18 protein-coding genes are annotated in these 15,151 nt (G+C 68.2%); 15 read left to right on the forward strand and 3 right to left on the reverse strand.

Features of this window, described 5'->3' with window-relative positions:
- Nucleotides 1-39 precede the first annotated feature (39 nt).
- The 4 genes from AC6LJW_RS28215 to AC6LJW_RS28230 all read left to right on the forward strand — a co-directional run bounded on the left by AC6LJW_RS28215 (nt 40) and on the right by AC6LJW_RS28230 (nt 2,296).
- Nucleotides 40-1,128, forward strand: a complete 1,089-nt coding sequence (locus AC6LJW_RS28215; RefSeq protein WP_498088857.1) for an OmpA/MotB family protein — start codon at nt 40-42, stop codon at nt 1,126-1,128.
- A gap of 147 nt (nt 1,129-1,275) precedes the next feature.
- Nucleotides 1,276-1,662 carry a hypothetical protein gene (locus tag AC6LJW_RS28220; protein WP_427988168.1) on the forward strand — a complete coding sequence of 129 codons (387 nt, stop codon included), beginning with the start codon at nt 1,276-1,278 and terminating at the stop codon, nt 1,660-1,662.
- Complete coding sequence (locus tag AC6LJW_RS28225) at nt 1,659-1,850, forward strand: helix-turn-helix transcriptional regulator (RefSeq protein WP_056570520.1); 192 nt, start codon at nt 1,659-1,661, stop codon at nt 1,848-1,850. Before AC6LJW_RS28220 ends, AC6LJW_RS28225 begins: the two co-directional genes overlap by 4 nt.
- Nucleotides 1,851-1,942: 92 nt before the next feature.
- Nucleotides 1,943-2,296, forward strand: coding sequence for a YciI family protein (locus AC6LJW_RS28230; RefSeq protein WP_056570518.1), 354 nt, complete (start codon nt 1,943-1,945; stop codon nt 2,294-2,296).
- Nucleotides 2,297-2,365: 69 nt separating this feature from the next.
- Here the strand turns inward: AC6LJW_RS28230 and AC6LJW_RS28235 are convergent, their stop codons facing one another.
- The gene (locus tag AC6LJW_RS28235; RefSeq protein WP_175121829.1) at nt 2,366-2,518 is read right to left on the reverse strand and encodes a hypothetical protein; all 153 of its coding nucleotides are present in this window, start codon (nt 2,516-2,518) and stop codon (nt 2,366-2,368) included.
- A 218-nt stretch (nt 2,519-2,736) separates the two neighbouring features.
- On the opposite strand from AC6LJW_RS28235, the gene AC6LJW_RS28240 reads away from it, so the two are divergent.
- The 7 genes from AC6LJW_RS28240 to AC6LJW_RS28270 all read left to right on the forward strand — a co-directional run bounded on the left by AC6LJW_RS28240 (nt 2,737) and on the right by AC6LJW_RS28270 (nt 10,199).
- Nucleotides 2,737-3,150, forward strand: coding sequence for a YciI family protein (locus AC6LJW_RS28240; protein WP_427988170.1), 414 nt, complete (start codon nt 2,737-2,739; stop codon nt 3,148-3,150).
- A gap of 39 nt (nt 3,151-3,189) precedes the next feature.
- Nucleotides 3,190-3,597 carry a VOC family protein gene (locus AC6LJW_RS28245; protein WP_056570514.1) on the forward strand — a complete coding sequence of 136 codons (408 nt, stop codon included), beginning with the start codon at nt 3,190-3,192 and terminating at the stop codon, nt 3,595-3,597.
- A complete protein-coding gene (locus AC6LJW_RS28250; RefSeq protein ID WP_056570512.1) occupies nt 3,594-4,892 on the forward strand; it encodes an RNA polymerase sigma factor in 1,299 nt (432 codons plus the stop codon). Before AC6LJW_RS28245 ends, AC6LJW_RS28250 begins: the two co-directional genes overlap by 4 nt.
- Nucleotides 4,893-4,925: 33 nt before the next feature.
- Nucleotides 4,926-5,792 carry an AraC family transcriptional regulator gene (locus tag AC6LJW_RS28255; RefSeq protein ID WP_498088858.1) on the forward strand — a complete coding sequence of 289 codons (867 nt, stop codon included), beginning with the start codon at nt 4,926-4,928 and terminating at the stop codon, nt 5,790-5,792.
- An 82-nt stretch (nt 5,793-5,874) separates the two neighbouring features.
- Nucleotides 5,875-6,834, forward strand: a complete 960-nt coding sequence (locus AC6LJW_RS28260; protein WP_498088859.1) for a DMT family transporter — start codon at nt 5,875-5,877, stop codon at nt 6,832-6,834.
- A gap of 147 nt (nt 6,835-6,981) precedes the next feature.
- Nucleotides 6,982-7,629 (forward strand): TetR/AcrR family transcriptional regulator, encoded by a 648-nt coding sequence (locus tag AC6LJW_RS28265; protein WP_056570507.1) that lies wholly within the window; start codon nt 6,982-6,984, stop codon nt 7,627-7,629.
- Nucleotides 7,626-10,199 (forward strand): PEP/pyruvate-binding domain-containing protein, encoded by a 2,574-nt coding sequence (locus AC6LJW_RS28270; protein WP_498088860.1) that lies wholly within the window; start codon nt 7,626-7,628, stop codon nt 10,197-10,199. Before AC6LJW_RS28265 ends, AC6LJW_RS28270 begins: the two co-directional genes overlap by 4 nt.
- 6 nt (nt 10,200-10,205) lie before the next feature.
- Here AC6LJW_RS28270 and AC6LJW_RS28275 read toward each other — a convergent pair whose 3' ends face one another.
- Nucleotides 10,206-11,684, reverse strand: a complete 1,479-nt coding sequence (locus tag AC6LJW_RS28275; RefSeq protein WP_056570502.1) for a sensor histidine kinase — start codon at nt 11,682-11,684, stop codon at nt 10,206-10,208.
- On the reverse strand, nt 11,681-12,400 hold the full coding sequence (locus AC6LJW_RS28280; protein ID WP_427988179.1) for a response regulator transcription factor: 720 nt from the start codon (nt 12,398-12,400) through the stop codon (nt 11,681-11,683). The genes AC6LJW_RS28275 and AC6LJW_RS28280 overlap by 4 nt, the downstream gene beginning before the upstream one ends.
- A gap of 142 nt (nt 12,401-12,542) precedes the next feature.
- On the opposite strand from AC6LJW_RS28280, the gene AC6LJW_RS28285 reads away from it, so the two are divergent.
- From AC6LJW_RS28285 to msrB, 4 genes are read left to right on the forward strand one after another with little or no spacing between them, the layout of a single operon-like run.
- Nucleotides 12,543-13,259, forward strand: coding sequence for a cytochrome b/b6 domain-containing protein (locus AC6LJW_RS28285; protein WP_498088861.1), 717 nt, complete (start codon nt 12,543-12,545; stop codon nt 13,257-13,259).
- A gap of 9 nt (nt 13,260-13,268) precedes the next feature.
- On the forward strand, nt 13,269-14,057 hold the full coding sequence (locus AC6LJW_RS28290) for a molybdopterin-dependent oxidoreductase (protein WP_498088862.1): 789 nt from the start codon (nt 13,269-13,271) through the stop codon (nt 14,055-14,057).
- Between the two features lie 40 nt (nt 14,058-14,097).
- Entirely contained in the window at nt 14,098-14,439 is a 342-nt protein-coding gene (locus AC6LJW_RS28295; RefSeq protein WP_056570496.1) for a pentapeptide MXKDX repeat protein, read from the forward strand.
- Between the two features lie 60 nt (nt 14,440-14,499).
- Complete coding sequence (gene msrB, locus AC6LJW_RS28300; protein WP_056570494.1) at nt 14,500-15,009, forward strand: peptide-methionine (R)-S-oxide reductase MsrB; 510 nt, start codon at nt 14,500-14,502, stop codon at nt 15,007-15,009.
- The last annotated feature ends 142 nt before the right edge of the window (nt 15,010-15,151 follow it).

Here is a 15,151-nt window from a genome sequence, read left to right on the forward strand (position 1 = left end):
CGCCCCCGTGTCCATCGCCCGCCCCGCTGCCGCGCGTCAATGAGCCTGATTTCCCCTTCCCTTGCGCAGCGGATCGAGCAGGCCCGCCAGGCGCAGCTACGCGCGCAGAAAACCGCCGCCGCGAGCGGCTGGCGGCCCAGCGATAGCGACCGCCAGGACCGCTATGCGCGCTGGCACGTCGAGGACGCCGTTGAACAGGATTCCGAGAACTGGCTGCTGAGCTACCTGGACCTCATCACGCTGCTGCTCGCGATGCTGGTCGTGATGCTGGCCGTCACCATGCACGGCGGCGCCACCGGCAAGTCCGAGCAGCCCGTCGAACTGGTCGGCACGCTGGCCGGTAGCGGCCTGCCCAAGTACGACGGCGAGTATTCCGAATTCGAGACCGTGCAGATTCCGGCCAGCTGGACTGAGCTGCCCGCTCCCGCCACCGCCGCTACTACCGCCACGCCTGCCCCGGCAGAAGACGAGGTCGTGGTGGCCGAGGCCGCCCCGCCGCTGACCGCGCCGTCCAAGGAATCGCTGGGCCTGGCGGACCTGGGCAATTCAGTGGACGTGATCGTCAATGAGCAGTCGGTCAGCTTTCGCATCAGCAACGAACTGCTGTTCGCCTCGGGCCAGGCCACGCTCAGCACCGCAGGTCTGGACGTGATCAAGCGCCTGGCCGGCATCCTCAACAAGAACGACTACCAGGTCTCGGTCGAAGGCCACAGCGATCCCGTGCCGATCCTGACCAAGCAGTTCGCCTCGAACTGGGAGCTGTCCAGCAGCCGCGCCACCAGCGTGCTGCGCGAGCTGGTGCGCGATGGCGTGACGCCGCAGCGGCTGCGCGCGGTGGGCTACGCGGAAACGCGGCCGATCGAATCCAACGACACGGCAGCAGGCCGCGCCGCCAACCGCCGCGTCGAACTCATCATGGACATCACGCCGCAGCAGCCGAAGACCGCCGCCGCCCCGCAGACGCCCGCCGCCGGCAAGCCGGGCAACGCGCCGCAAGCCGCCGCCCCCGTGGCGAAACCGGCCGTGCCGGATGCAACGCCGTCCGCGGCGAAGGCGGCCGCGCCGGACGCCAAAGCGCCTGCGAACGCCATGAAGGCGCCCGCTCCCGCCGCACCGGCGCAATCCTGATCCGCGATCCCTTTCCTTCCAGAAAACCGGCGCAAGCCGGTTTTTTATTGCCGGCTGGTCGCATATTGGAGATGTAAAGGACGCTTGACACACCGAGGCACGCCCGCCAGAATGTCAAGTACGCTTTACATCAACAAGGGCATTCCCATGAATCAACAACAAGCCAAGCGCCGCTATTTCAAGGAACTGGGCTTCTCGATGGCGCTCTACGCCGTCCTGCTGGTCGGTGCGCTTCGGCTCAGCTTCGACATGCAACCCGGCGCATTGCGCACCGTGGTGCTGCTCACGCCCATGCTGGCGTTTCTGCTGGCGCTGCGGGCCGTCGTGCGCGCCGTGCGCGGGTCCGACGAATTCATCCGCAAGACCACGCTGGAACACCTGGCCATTGCTGCCGCCGTCACCGCCGGCGTCACGTTCACGTATGGATTTCTTGAGATCGCCGGCTTTCCCAAACTGAGCATGTTCGTGGTCTGGCCGCTGATGGGCGGAGTCTGGGCGTTCACCACCATCGTCGACACGCTGCGCCATCGATGAAAAACAGCATCCGCGAATTGCGCGCCGCGCGCGGCTGGAGCCAGGCCGCGCTGGCTGAACGCCTGGACGTCTCGCGCCAGACCGTCAACGCCATTGAGACGGGCCGATACGATCCGAGCCTGCCGCTCGCCTTCGCCATCGCCCGCGTGTTTGAAACGTCCATCGAATCGATCTTCCAGGAAGATTGAGGCGATTTTTCCGGCATGGCGCGGACGCCGGGATCGGCGTTAACCTAGCGGACCCGCCGCTCGCGGCGACCCCAGTCCGCCCCGGAGTCCCCATGCCGTACATGCTGCTGATCGTCGAACCGGTGGGCCAGCGCGCCCAGCGCACGCCCGAGGAAGGGCGCGAGGCCTATGCGCAGATGGTGCGCTACGCCGAATCCCTGCAATCCCGCGGCCTGCTCACGCGCGCCGAATCCCTCAAGTCCGATGCCGAAAGCGTGCGCCTGCGCGTGCGCGACGGCGAACGCCAACTGATGGACGGCCCCTACGCCGAGGCCAAGGAAATGATCGGCGGATTCTTCCTTTTGACCTGCGAGTCGCGCGAAGAAGCGCTGGCGCTGGCCGCCGAATGCCCGGCCGCGCAGTGGGCCACGGTTGAAGTCAGGGAGCTGGGCCCCTGCTTCATGTAGCGCCAAAGGCGGCCTGCGCAAGGGCGCGGGGCCAGACCGGCCGTCGTTTCGCGGCCAGCCGCCGCCGGATCAGCAATTGCCCTTCTTGGCCTGTCCGGGCGGACAGAAGCCGCCACGGCCGCCGCCGTCATGCGGATCGACGACAACGGAGCCTTGCGGGGTGTACACGGCACAGCCGGACAGCACGGAGACGATGAGGGCAAGACTGCACAGAACTTTCATGGCGTTGCTTCAGGGTGGTTAAAGACGCTGCGAGTGTATGGGACCCGCCTGCAACAAGGCCTGGACCTTCGTAACGGGGTGCTAGGACGGCGATACATTCGCTTGACTCGGTGTTTACCCTAAGCAGGCGATGTGCTTGTCGATATCACACCACGCCGTTCGTCGTACCTGTACAAGCGCCCCTATCGGCCTTGCGATTCCCTCCCAGGAGACCTCAGATGCGATTCATGATCATCGTCCGGGCCACGCCCGACAGCGAAGCCGGCATGATGCCGGACGACAGCCTGCTTGCCTCGATGGCGACCTATCACGAAGCCTTGGTCAAGGCCGGCGTGTTGCTGGACGCCAACGGCCTGCACCCGACGTCGAAAGGCTGGCGCGTGCGCTACGACGACCGCGGCGAACGCAAGCTGCTCGACGGGCCGTTCGCCGAAACCAAGGAACTGATCGCTGGCTACACGATGATCCAGGTGCGCTCCCGCGAAGAGGCGATGCAATGGGCGATGCGCTTTCCGACGCCCTTCCCCGGCCAGGACTGCGAGATCGAGGTGCGCCAGGTATTCGAACTGGATGACTTCGAGCCCAGCAAGGAAGTCGAGCGCTTCCGCCAGATGCCAGCGCCGAACGCCTGACCCTCTGCGTACACCCCCGAACCGAAAGCGAGACACGCCATGCACAAGCAGATCTTCGTCAACCTGGCCATCAACGACATGCAGAAGTCCCAGGAATTCTTCAAGAAACTGGGCTACAGCTTCAACCCCGACTTCACCAACGAACAGGGCGCCTGCATGGTCGTCGGCGACAACCTTTACGTGATGCTGCTGGTGAAGGACTTCTTCCAGAGCTTTACCGGCAAGCCGGTGGCGGACGCCACGCAGACCACGGAAGTGCTGGTCTGCCTGTCCTGCGAAAGCCGTGCCGAGATCGACGGCCTGGTCGCGCGGGCCGTCGCCGCGGGCGGCACGGCGCCGCGCGCGCCGCAGGATCACGGCTTCATGTACGCGCACGGGTTCGACGACCTGGATGGGCACATCTGGGAATTCGCTTACATGGTGCCCGGCGAAGCGACCGGCGCATGACGCAGGCGGCCACGCATCGCGCCATCGAGGCGGTCTGGCGGATCGAAGCCGCCAGCGTCATCGCGGGGGTGGCGCGCCTGGTGCGCGACGTGGGGCTGGCCGAAGAGCTGGCCCAGGATGCGCTGGTCGCGGCGCTGGAGCGCTGGCCCCAGACGGGCGTGCCGGACAATCCCGGAGCATGGCTCATGACCACCGCGAAGAACCGCGCGCGCGACCGGCTGCGGCTCGATGCCCTGCACACCCGCAAGCACGAGCAGATCGGCCACGAACTGGAGGCCTTGCAGGCCGACGTGGAGCCCGACTTCGTCGACGCGCTGGATGCGGCGCGCCAGGACGACATCGGCGACGATCTGCTGCGGCTGGTCTTTACCGCCTGCCATCCGCTGCTGTCCACCGAGGCCCGCGTAGCGCTGACGCTGCGCCTCCTGGGCGGGCTGACGACGGCCGAGATCGCGCGCGCGTTCCTGGCGTCGGAATCGACCATCGCCCAGCGCATCGTGCGCGCCAAACGCACGCTGTCCGCCGCCAACGTGCCCTTCGAGGTGCCGTCGGCCGCCGACCGGGCGCAGCGCTTGGCCTCGGTGCTGGAAGTCGTCTACCTGATCTTCAACGAAGGCTATTCCGCGACCTCGGGCGACGACTGGATGCGGCCGGGTCTTTGCGATGAAGCGCTGCGCCTGGGCCGCATCCTGGCCGAATTGACGCCCGCGGAGGCCGAAGTGCATGGGCTGGTCGCGCTGATGGAACTGCAGGCGTCGCGCCTGCATGCGCGCACCGATGCCGAGGGCCGGCCGGTGCTGCTGATGGACCAGGATCGCCGCCGTTGGGATCCGCTCTTGATCCGGCGCGGACTGGCGGCGCTGGACCGGGCCGATGCGCTGGGCGGCGCGCGTGGCCCCTATGCGTTGCAGGCTGGCCTGGCCGCCTGCCATGCGCGGGCCCGGACGCCCGAGGAAACCGACTGGACGCGCATCGTGGCGCTGTACGATGCGCTCGCCCAGGCCGCGCCGTCGCCCGTGGTGGCGCTGAACCGCGCCGTCGCGATCGGCATGGCCTTCGGACCGCAGGCGGGCCTGGATCTGGCCGACCAGTTGGCGTCGGAGCCCTCGCTGGCGAACTACCACTGGCTGCCCAGCGTGCGCGCGGACCTTCTGGCCAAGCTGGGCCGCAAGGCCGAAGCCCGCGCCGAATTCGAACGCGCGGCCGGCATGACCCGCAACGCCCGTGAACGCGAACTGCTGCTGGCGCGTGCGGGGGAAATGTCCGGGGAAACGGGAGACGTCAGCGGCGATTGAGGGGGCCAGACTCGGCGTGCTTAAATTCCAGGCATGCCACGCAACGCCGCCATCCCCGATCCGGCCGCCCCCCCGATCACGGGCGTGCCGACGGCGTTCGACCATCCCAATGACCGCGCACAGTTCCGCCGCGCGGCCCATCAGCCCGGCGTCGAGCTGTACCGCGCGCACATCATCCGCCACGCCTTCGAGCCGCACACGCACGAGGCCTTCGGGCTGGGCGCCATCGAATCCGGCGTCGAGCGTTTCCGCTATCGGGGCGCCGACCACCTGGCGCCGTCCGGATCGCTGGTGCTGATGAATCCGGACGAACTGCATACCGGACGCGCCGAAACCGAAGGCGGCTGGCGATACCGCATGGCTTGCATCGACCCCGACGTCGCCGCGCGGGTAACGGGCGAATCCGGCTGGTGGTTCGGTGCGGCGGTCGGCCATGACCCGTCCGGTGCGCAGCGCGTCACGGCGTTGCTGGATGCGCTGTGGCACGCGTCCGAGCCGCTGGCGTTCGACAGCGCGCTGCACGCGCTGCTGGGCGAATTCCGCCGTCATGCCAGCGTGCCGCGACCGGCCGCCACCGAGGGCGCGCCGCGATTCTCGCAGGTCATCGAGTACTTACGCGCGAACCTTTCACGGCGCCTGACGCTGGACGAACTGGCGGCGGTGGCCGGATTGAGCCCCTTCCATTTCCTGCGCAGCTTCCAGGCCCACCATCACGCCACGCCGCAGCAGATGCTGATGGCGCTGCGGCTGTACGAGGCGAAGCGCCTGCTGGCGGCGGGGGTGGCGCCAGCCCAGGTCGCGCTGGCGGCGGGACTGACCGACCAGGCGCACCTCACGCGCGCGTTTTCGCGCCGCTACGGCGTCACGCCGGCGCGTTATCAAAAACAGACGCGCGGCTAGCGACGCCCCGCACCGCAATCTCGTACAAGATTTCCTCCACCCGCCTGGCTAGACTGCCCGCATTCATGATCTGGAGCGATGTATGTGGGCTGGAACCCTTTACGCCCTGGCCGCCGGCCTGATGTGGGGGCTGGTGTTCGTCGGGCCCTTGCTGCTGCCGGAATACCCGGCGGCCCTGCAATCCGTGGCCCGCTACCTGGCGTTCGGACTGATCGCCCTGCCGCTTGCCTGGCTTGACCGAAGCAACCTGCGCCTTTTGACGCGCGCGGACTGGATCGAAGCGCTCAAGCTCGCCGCCATCGGCAACCTGCTGTATTACCTGTGCCTGGCCAGCGCCATCCAGCGCGCGGGCGGCCCCGTGCCCACGATGATCATTGGCACGCTGCCCGTGGTCATCGCTATCAGCGCCAACCTGCGCAATGCGCGCCGCGACGGCCGGTTGCCGTGGAAGCGGCTGGCGCCGTCGCTCGCGCTCATCGCGCTGGGCATCGCCTGCGTCAACCAGGTGGAACTGCAGGCGCTCCGCCAGGACGCGGATGCCGACCTCTCGCGCTACGCCATCGGCGCGCTGCTCGCGCTGGTCGCGGTCGCATGCTGGACGTGGTATCCGCTGCGCAACGCCGACTGGCTGCGCAACCATCCCGGCCGCAGCCCCCGCACCTGGGCAACCGCGCAGGGTGTAGCCACGTTGCCGCTGGCGCTGGCGGGCTATGGCGTGCTGTGGGCGGGCATGGCGGCGGCGGGCAGCCCGTTCGACATGCCGCTCGGCCCTCGCCCCGACGTGTTCCTGGGGCTGATGATCGCCATCGGTCTCTTCGCGTCCTGGCTGGGGACGCTGTGCTGGAACGAAGCCAGCCAGCGGCTGCCGACCGCGCTGGCCGGTCAGCTGATCGTCTTTGAAACGTTGGCGGCGCTGGCTTACGCCTTCATGTTGCGTGGCGCCATGCCGGAACCGCTGACGCTGGTCGGGATCGGCTGCCTGATGGTGGGGGTGCTGAAGGCCGTGCGCGTGAAGCCGGAGCCGGTCGCGGCGGCGGTGTAAAGCGGAACATGGTCTCCGGCGATGGCGATGGCGATGTGCGCCGGCGCGCCGTACGCAGCCAACGGCCAGACCGCCGCCCGCGCCTTCGCATGAGAAATAATTAGACGACGTATACTTTTCAACATCGTCTAACTATCTCCCCCCATCATGCCCGACTCTCAGTTCCTGCTACCTGGCGCAGACGCCACCGATATCGGCCGCCGCGAGCGCAAGCGCCAGCAGACACTGGACCATTTGACGCAGACCGCCTGGCGCCTGTTCGAAGCGCTGGGCTACGACGCTGTCACGATGGAGCAGATTGCCGCGCAGGCCGACGTGTCCAAGGGCACGCTCTACAACCACTTTCCGGTCAAGGAGGCGCTGCTGGCGCAACGCTTCCACGGCGAGCTTGCGGGCGCGCTGATGGCGCTCTGGCCGACGCTGCAAACGCTGCCCACCTTCGCCGAACGGCTGACGCGGCTGCTGCATGCGTCAGCGGATTGGGCAGAATCGCACCGCGCTTATCTTGGCCCCTATCTGCGCTACCGCTTTGCCACGATGCACGCAGGCACACAAGACGACGAGCGCCATCCGCGCAGCGGCCTGCACCGCGTGTTCGCGGCGCTGATCCAGAACGCCCAGGCCGCCAACCAGGCCCGCTCCGACATGGACGCCGAGCTGCTGGCCCATCACCTGCAATTCCTCTACCTGGGCGCCCTGCTGCGCTGGCTGGACCAGCCCGGCGCGTCGCTCCAGCAGGAATTCGACGCCGCCATTGCCCTGTTCGTGCATGGCATGGCGGGGAGCGCCGCATGAGCGCCCTGGTGCTGGACTGGGCGGCCGCGGCGCAGGCCGGTCCGCAAGCCGCGGGCGGCAAAGGCTGGCAGTTGGGCCGCATGGCGCAATTTGGCGTGCCGGTGCCCGACGGCTTTGTGATGGCGGCGCAGGCCAGCGTCGAACACCAGCCCGGCCAGGACGTCCCCCCCGCCGTGGCGCAGGCCCTCTTCCAGGCGCTGCACGCACGCGGCTGGCTGGAACGCCCCCTGGCAATGCGCTCATCGGCGCCGCAAGAAGACTCTGCCGGCGCGTCGTTTGCCGGCATCCATCTGTCCTGCCTGAACGTGCGGGGACCCGATGCCGCCGTGCAGGCGCTTGGCCACATCTGGGATTCGCTGTGGACGCCGCAGGCGCAGGCGTACCGGCAGCGCCTCGGCCTGCCGATAGGCGGCACGGGCGGCATGGCGGTCGTCGTGATGCCGATGATCGAAGCGCAGGCGTCGGGCATCGCCTTCACCATCGACCCGGCAACGGGCCGCCACGACGAGATGGTCATCCACGCCAACTGGGGCCTGGGTGAATCCCTTGTGAACGGCGAGGCGGACGGCGACGAATACCGCCTGCGCGAAGACTACCTGCGCCAAGCCTGGCCGGTGACCGCACGGCGCATCGGCGCCAAGCGCCACGCCACACAACTCGCCGCCAGCGGCAGGGGCACACACTTGACCGATACGCCCGCGGCCCGCGCCGCGCAAGCCGTTCTGACGGACGCGCAGGCCGAAGCACTGGGCGATATTGCCCGCGATGCCGCCCGGGCGTTGGACTACAGCGGCGCGGCGTATGACCTTGAATGGGCCTGGGACGGCGACCGATTCTGGATCGTGCAGGCGCGCCCGGTCACCGCATCGGCGCGCCACACCTATCCCGCGCTACAAGACCAGCCGGACTACTGGTCGCGCGGCAATACCCGCGAGGTCCTGCCGCATGCCATGTCGGCCCTGGAGTGGGATGCGGGCCGCGTGATGGCGCAGCGCATGTTGACCTGCGGCTTCGAGTTGAGCGGCTACGCCACGCTGCCCGGCGTGCCGCTTGCGGCGCTATTCCAGGGGCGCGCCTACCTGAATGCCTCGGTCATCCAATGGGTGGGCCATGACGCGCTGGGCGTCAGCCCCCGCGACATGAACGCATTGCTGGGCGGCGCGCAGCCCGAGATCCGCGTGCCACCGGTCAGCGCCGCACAGCGCTTGCGGCACGGCCTGCGCATCGTGCGCTATCTGCGCCGGGCCGCGCCGCTGCGCCGCCAGGCCGCCACCGACCTGCCCCGGCTTCTGGCCCGCGCGCAAGCATGGCTGGATGCGCCGCTGCCCGCCTCCGACGCCGCCCTGGGCGCGCAGTTGCGCGAACAGTTCCAGACCGTGCTGGCCGCCGATCAATTGTTCTTCTTGCAGGGTTCGGGCGGCGGTGCGCTGTCCAAGCTGCTCGACATGGTGGAAAAGGCCGTGCCCGGCGAAGGCCACGCGCTGACCGCCGCGCTGATGGCGGGCGGCGCCCCCAGCGTGACCGCGGAGCAAGGTTATGCGCTCATGGCGCTGGCGCAATTGGCCGAGCAAGACGCGCAGGCCCTCGCGTGGCTGCGCGCGCCGGACCGCGACGACGCCGCGTGGGCAAAGGCGTTGCCCGATGACAGTCCGTTCAAGAAGTCCTTTGCCGACTTCCTGCATCGCTACGGCCATCGCGCCGTTTACGAGACCTACCTGCGCAATGCGCGCTGGCGTGAGGCGCCCGGCTATCTGCTGGACAGCATCCTCAACCTGATCGGCGCCGATCCCGCCGCCCTGCGCGCCCGGCAGGACGACGCCGCGCGGCAAGCGTGGCAACGCGTGCGCCGCGCCTTGCCGTTCTGGCAGCGCCCGCTGGCCGCCAAGCTCCTCACGGCATCCCGCCTGGAAGGCAACCAGCGCGAGGCCGCGCGCAGCGTGCTCGTGGCGTATCTGGCCGTGGCCCGCAAGCGCGCGTTGGAGCTGGGACGCCGCAACATGGGCCCGAACGGTCTGGCAAACGCCGACGACATCTTCCATCTGAACGCGGCCGAGGTATTTGCGCTGGCGGATGGCCGGATGGATGCCGCGGCGCTGGGCCGGCGCGCCGAGGCCAGGCGCGCGCAATTGCAGGTATGGACGGCGCTGCCGGATCTCGACGTCATCACCGAATTTGCGGGCCAAACCGCGCCGGCTACTCAGACGCCCCCTGCGTCCCGTGCGAACGCATCGCACGATTCCTGGCGAGGCACGCCGGTGGCGGGCGGCCGCGCACGCGGTCGTGCGTTCGTCGCCCGCACGCCAGACGAAGGCCTGTCCATGCCCGCCGGCGGCATTCTGGTCGCGGCGTCTTCGGACCCCGCGTGGACACCGCTCTTTCTACGCGCGGGCGCGGTCGTGATGGAGGTCGGCGGCTATCTGTCGCACGCCGCCATCGTCGCGCGCGAGTTCGGCGTTCCGGCCGTCGTCAGCGTCCACGGCGTGCTGCAAGGGGTCGCCACCGGCGACCTGCTGGAAGTCGATGCCGTGAAAGGCGTCGTCACCCGGCTGCGGGACGGCGCCCTCGACTGACAGCGCCTACCCCTGATTTGCTGTCGCCAGTTCGAACTGAAACACCGCCCCGCCGCCTGCCCCGTCCACCAGCCGGATCTCGCTCTGGTGCAGTTGCAGGATGCGCTGCACGATCACCAGCCCCAGCCCGCCGGCTTCGCCCGGCCCGCGGTTCAGCGCCGACGCCCGCGTGAACAGCCCCGCACGCAGCGCCTGCGGGATGCCTTCGCCGGAATCGCTGACCCGCACCTGCACCCGGTTGCGCGACAAGCCAAGCTGCAAGGCAATCTGACCGCCCGGCGGGCTGTGCCGGATCGCGTTGTCCAGCAGGTTCGTCAGCACGCGTTCGATCAGCCCCAGATCCGCGCGCACCGGCGGCAGCGCCTGCGCAATGTCCGTGGTCAGCTGCTGCTGGCGCGCCTCGGCCGCCAATTCGAACTTCTGCATCACGTCCTGCACCAGTTCCGGCAGCGAAAACGTCTCGGGCTCCAGGCGCACCAGTCCGGACTCCAGCCGCGCCAGTTCAAAGAGTTCCTGCGCCAGCCGGCCGACCTTGCGGCTTTGCGCCAGCGCGATGTCCAGGTAGCGGCGGCGCTCGGCGGGATCGAGCGTCTCGTCCTTTAACCGCAGCGTTTCCAGATACCCATGCAGCGACGTCAGCGGCGTGCGCAGATCGTGCGAAATGTTGGCGACCAGATCGCGGCGCTGCTGGTCCTGCCGCGTCAGCTCGCGCCACTGATCCGAGATCCGCCGCCCCATCTGCGCAAACGTGCGCCGCAGCACCGCGATCTCGTCGCCGTTGCGCGCCGCCTGATCGGCCGGCAGCTCCAGCGCGGCCAGCGCCTGGCCGTCGTCGCCATCAAAAGCACGCACCGCGCGCGTCAGCGACCGCAACGGCCGCGTGATCAGCGCAAACGCCGCCAGCCCCGCCACCAGCCCCAGCAAGGCCACCAGCGCAATCGACCACAGCGTCGTGCGCAGCACCGAGGTGCGCGACACGTCCATCGCCAGCGCGTCATGCGCCTGGCCTTGCAGCACCACGTAGACGTAGCCCTGTTCTCGGCCATCCACGCGCACCGGCGCCGCGCTGAACACCTTTTGCGCGTCCAGGCTGCGCGGATCGTCGCCCGTGATGGGCAGCATGCCGCCGGCAAGCAGGCGCTTGACCGGCGCAAGATCCACGCGCTCGCGCTTGATCTGGCCGGGCGGCGCGGCGTCGCCCACGATGCGGCCATCGTTGGACAGCAGGTAGACCTCCACCGCCGGATTCACCGTCATCAGCATGTCGAACATCGAGCGCACGGCATCCGGCTTCCAGCCGCCCGCATCCATCAGCTCGGTGGAGCCGGCGATGTGCTGCGCAAGCCCGCTGGATAACCGCTGCACGACCTCCTGTTCGTAGCGCGAGTTGGCCGCGATCTGCAGCCACGCGGACGCGCCGCAGCACGCCAACAGCAGCAACGCAAAAACGCCGGACAGGCGCTGAGTCAACGTGAAACGCTTCATGGCTGCACTCCGGGCGCCGCCGCAAACTTGTAGCCACGGCCCCAGACCGTCAGGATGCGCTGCGGATTGGACGGGTCGGCCTCGATCTTGGTGCGCAGCCGGTTGATGTGGGTATTGACCGTGTGCTCATAGCCTTCGTGCTGGTAGCCCCACACCTGGTTCAGCAGGTCCATGCGCGAGAACACCTTGTCCGGATGCCGCGCAAAGAAATGCAGCAAATCGAACTCGCGCGGCGTCAGCTCCAGCCGGCGCGCGTCGACATCGACCGTGCGGGCAATCGGATCAATCGACACGCCATGGACGGCCAGGCTGCCGGCGTCCTGGCGCGCATTGCGCTCGATGGCGTCACTGCGGCGCAGCAGCGCCCGCACGCGCGCCACCAGTTCCAGCATCGAGAACGGCTTGGCCAGATAGTCGTCGGCGCCCAACTCCAGGCCCAGGATCCGGTGCACTTCGCTGGACCGGGCGCTGGTGATGATGATGGGGATGTAGCGCGCCATCGCGCGCGCTCGCTTGCAGATCTCAAGACCGTCGATGCCGGGCAGCATCAGGTCCAGCACCAGTGCGTCCCAGCCGCCTTCTTCAAGCAGGCGCATGCCCTCGTTGCCGTCGGCCGCGTGCTCGACCGCGTAGCCCTCGTCGCGCAGATGCAGGCGCAGCAGTTCCGCGATGTGGGCGTCGTCTTCAACTATCAGTACGCGGCGGGGCGTATCCATGGGGCAACCTGGGGCGTGATCAATGCGCCTATTGTCGCCAATCGGCGCGGGGCAAAGTTCACAATTAATTTAACTTTGCGTGAGGACTTCGGTATGGGCCAGGAGGAAGAATGCCTCCATCGACAGCCCACCGGAGACCGCCATGCTGGCCCGACCCGCCCCCAACAATACGCCGCTTGTTACGCCGGCCGCCGCGCCACCGGGCGCCCCGCCGGCCGTTGCCTCGGCGCCGGCGGCAAGAAAACAGGCCGATCCGCCAGCGTCCCCCGGGTCGTCCCCCGTCATCCACCCCCGCTGGCTGCGTTTGACGCATTGGTTGAACGCGCTGGCCGTGGTCGTCATGATCATGAGCGGCTGGCGTATCTACAACGCCGCGCCCTTTTTCGACTTCACCTTTCCCAACGGCATCACGCTGGGCGGTTGGCTGGGCGGCGCGCTGCAGTGGCACTTTGCCGGCATGTGGCTGCTGTTTGCCAACGGCCTGCTCTACCTGGCGCTGAACGTCGCGACCGGCCGCCTGTGGCGCAAGTTCCTGCCGGTCAGCCCCGGCGGCGTGGTCCGCGACCTGCTGGCTGCGCTGCGCGGCCGGCTTTCGCACGCCGACCCGCGCCGCTACAACCAGGTGCAGCGCCTGGCCTACCTCTTTGTCATGGCCGACATCGCCGTGCTGATCCTGTCCGGACTCGTACTGTGGAAGTCCGTGCAATTCGACCTGCTGCGCGACCTGATGGGCGGGTACGAGGCCGCACGGCGCGTGCATTTCTTCGCGATGGCCCTGCTGGCCGGCTTCGTCGCCGTGCACCTGGCGATGGTCGCCCTGGTGCCCCGCAGCCTGCTCACCATGATCCGCGGCAAATAGGAACCTGCCATGACTGAAAAACGCCGCCTGCTGCCAAGCCTGGACGCATCCGCCATCCTGCGCGAAGCCGGAAAACTGCTGGGCAAGCGCGTCGAGCAACCCTCGCGCCGCGCCTTCCTGCGCCGCGGCCTGACGCTGGGAGGCCTGGCCATGCTGTCCGGATGCTCGCTGTCCGACGACGAAAGCGTCGAACAGGCGCTGTCCGCCGTCTCCCGCTTCAACGACCGCGTGCAGGGCTGGATCTTTGACCCGGCCAAGCTTGCGCCGACCTATCCCGAATCCATGATCACCCGGCCGTTTCCCTTCAATGCCTTCTACAGCATCGACGACGTGCCACAGGTGGACGAGGCGTCGTTCCGGCTGGAAGTCACCGGCATGGTGGCCGACAAGCGCCGCTGGCGGCTGGACGAGCTGCGCGCCATGGCGCAGGTGGACCAGGTCACGCGGCACATCTGCGTCGAAGGCTGGAGCGCCATCGGCAAATGGGGCGGCGTGCAGTTCTCTGCGTTCTTGAAGCGCGTGGGCGCCGACCTGTCCGCCAAGTACGTCGGTTTCAAGTGCGCCGACGACTACTACACCAGCATCGACATGCCCACCGCGCTGCACCCGCAGACCATCCTCGCCCTGACGTACGACGGCCGGACGCTGCCCCCCGAATACGGCTTTCCCATGAAGCTGCGCATGCCCACCAAGCTTGGCTACAAGAACCCCAAGCACATCCAGGCGATTTTCGTCACCAACACCTACCCGGGCGGTTACTGGGAGGACCAGGGCTACAACTGGTTCGGCGGCAGCTAGGTGATTTCCCGCTTTTTTTCACTGTCAAAAGGAACGCATCATGAACAAACTCACCACCGCCGCATTGTCCGTGTGCCTGGCCCTTGGCGCCACGGCCGCCCACGCTGCCGACACCATGGGCAAAGACGGAATGAGCAAGAACAGCATGTCGAAGGAAGCGCCGGCGCAGGACGGCATGAAGAAGGACTCGATGGGCAAGGACGGCATGTCGCACGACGGGATGAAGAAGGATTCCATGTCGCGCGATGGCATGTCGAAGGGGTCAATGTCGAAGGACTCCATGTCCCGCGATTCGATGTCGAAGGGGTCCATGCCGAAGGACTCCATGTCGAAAGGCGGCATGTCGAAGGACGGGATGAGCAAGGACGGCATGCAGAAGTGAACCCGCGCCGGGGCCGCATCCGCCGGCCCCTGGCTCGAACAAACCCGCATGGAACTCGCCATGAACCTCACACGCAGACACTTCCTTGGCCTGGGCGGCGCCGCGGCAGCCGCCGTTGGTATCGCCCCGCTGCTGGTCACGCGCAGCGGCTCGGCGCAAGCCGCCGCGCCCGCCGCCACCTTCCCCTACACGCTCACCGACGCCCAATGGCGCGAGCGACTGACGCGCGAGCAATACCAGGTGCTGCGCCGCGACGGCACCGAACGGCCCTACTCCAGCCCGCTCAACGACGAGCATGGCAAAGGCACGTTCGCCTGCGCCGGCTGCGAACACCCCTTGTTCTCCTCGTCGACCAAATTTGACAGCGGCACCGGCTGGCCCAGCTTCTGGCAGCCCCTGCCCAGCGCCGTCGGCGAAACCCGCGACCGCAGCTTCGGCATGACCCGCACGGCCGTGCATTGCGCCAACTGCGGCGGCCACCTGGGCCACGTGTTCGACGACGGCCCCCGCCCCACCGGCCTGCGCTACTGCATGAACGGCGTGGCCATGACCTTCGCCCCGCAAGCCTGATCGTCCCTCGCATCGCTACAAGGACCCGACACCATGTCCACGCACCCCACCCTGCGCCGCCTCTTCGCCGCGCTTGCCACCGCAGGCGGCCTGATCGCTTCGACCGCCGCCCCCGCCGCCGAACGCGCCTTCATCATCCCCC

This window comes from Achromobacter sp. 1012554356 (genome assembly GCF_059760815.1).

Coding starts and splice junctions, on each gene's coding strand:
- AC6LJW_RS28215 (WP_498088857.1), top strand. CDS start 40: ATGAGCCTGATTTCCCCTTCCCTTGCGCAGCGGATCGAGCAGGCCCGC.
- AC6LJW_RS28220 (WP_427988168.1), top strand. CDS start 1,276: ATGAATCAACAACAAGCCAAGCGCCGCTATTTCAAGGAACTGGGCTTC.
- AC6LJW_RS28225 (WP_056570520.1), top strand. CDS start 1,659: ATGAAAAACAGCATCCGCGAATTGCGCGCCGCGCGCGGCTGGAGCCAG.
- AC6LJW_RS28230 (WP_056570518.1), top strand. CDS start 1,943: ATGCCGTACATGCTGCTGATCGTCGAACCGGTGGGCCAGCGCGCCCAG.
- AC6LJW_RS28235 (WP_175121829.1), bottom strand. CDS start 2,518: ATGAAAGTTCTGTGCAGTCTTGCCCTCATCGTCTCCGTGCTGTCCGGC.
- AC6LJW_RS28240 (WP_427988170.1), top strand. CDS start 2,737: ATGCGATTCATGATCATCGTCCGGGCCACGCCCGACAGCGAAGCCGGC.
- AC6LJW_RS28245 (WP_056570514.1), top strand. CDS start 3,190: ATGCACAAGCAGATCTTCGTCAACCTGGCCATCAACGACATGCAGAAG.
- AC6LJW_RS28250 (WP_056570512.1), top strand. CDS start 3,594: ATGACGCAGGCGGCCACGCATCGCGCCATCGAGGCGGTCTGGCGGATC.
- AC6LJW_RS28255 (WP_498088858.1), top strand. CDS start 4,926: ATGCCACGCAACGCCGCCATCCCCGATCCGGCCGCCCCCCCGATCACG.
- AC6LJW_RS28260 (WP_498088859.1), top strand. CDS start 5,875: ATGTGGGCTGGAACCCTTTACGCCCTGGCCGCCGGCCTGATGTGGGGG.
- AC6LJW_RS28265 (WP_056570507.1), top strand. CDS start 6,982: ATGCCCGACTCTCAGTTCCTGCTACCTGGCGCAGACGCCACCGATATC.
- AC6LJW_RS28270 (WP_498088860.1), top strand. CDS start 7,626: ATGAGCGCCCTGGTGCTGGACTGGGCGGCCGCGGCGCAGGCCGGTCCG.
- AC6LJW_RS28275 (WP_056570502.1), bottom strand. CDS start 11,684: ATGAAGCGTTTCACGTTGACTCAGCGCCTGTCCGGCGTTTTTGCGTTG.
- AC6LJW_RS28280 (WP_427988179.1), bottom strand. CDS start 12,400: ATGGATACGCCCCGCCGCGTACTGATAGTTGAAGACGACGCCCACATC.
- AC6LJW_RS28285 (WP_498088861.1), top strand. CDS start 12,543: ATGCTGGCCCGACCCGCCCCCAACAATACGCCGCTTGTTACGCCGGCC.
- AC6LJW_RS28290 (WP_498088862.1), top strand. CDS start 13,269: ATGACTGAAAAACGCCGCCTGCTGCCAAGCCTGGACGCATCCGCCATC.
- AC6LJW_RS28295 (WP_056570496.1), top strand. CDS start 14,098: ATGAACAAACTCACCACCGCCGCATTGTCCGTGTGCCTGGCCCTTGGC.
- msrB (WP_056570494.1), top strand. CDS start 14,500: ATGAACCTCACACGCAGACACTTCCTTGGCCTGGGCGGCGCCGCGGCA.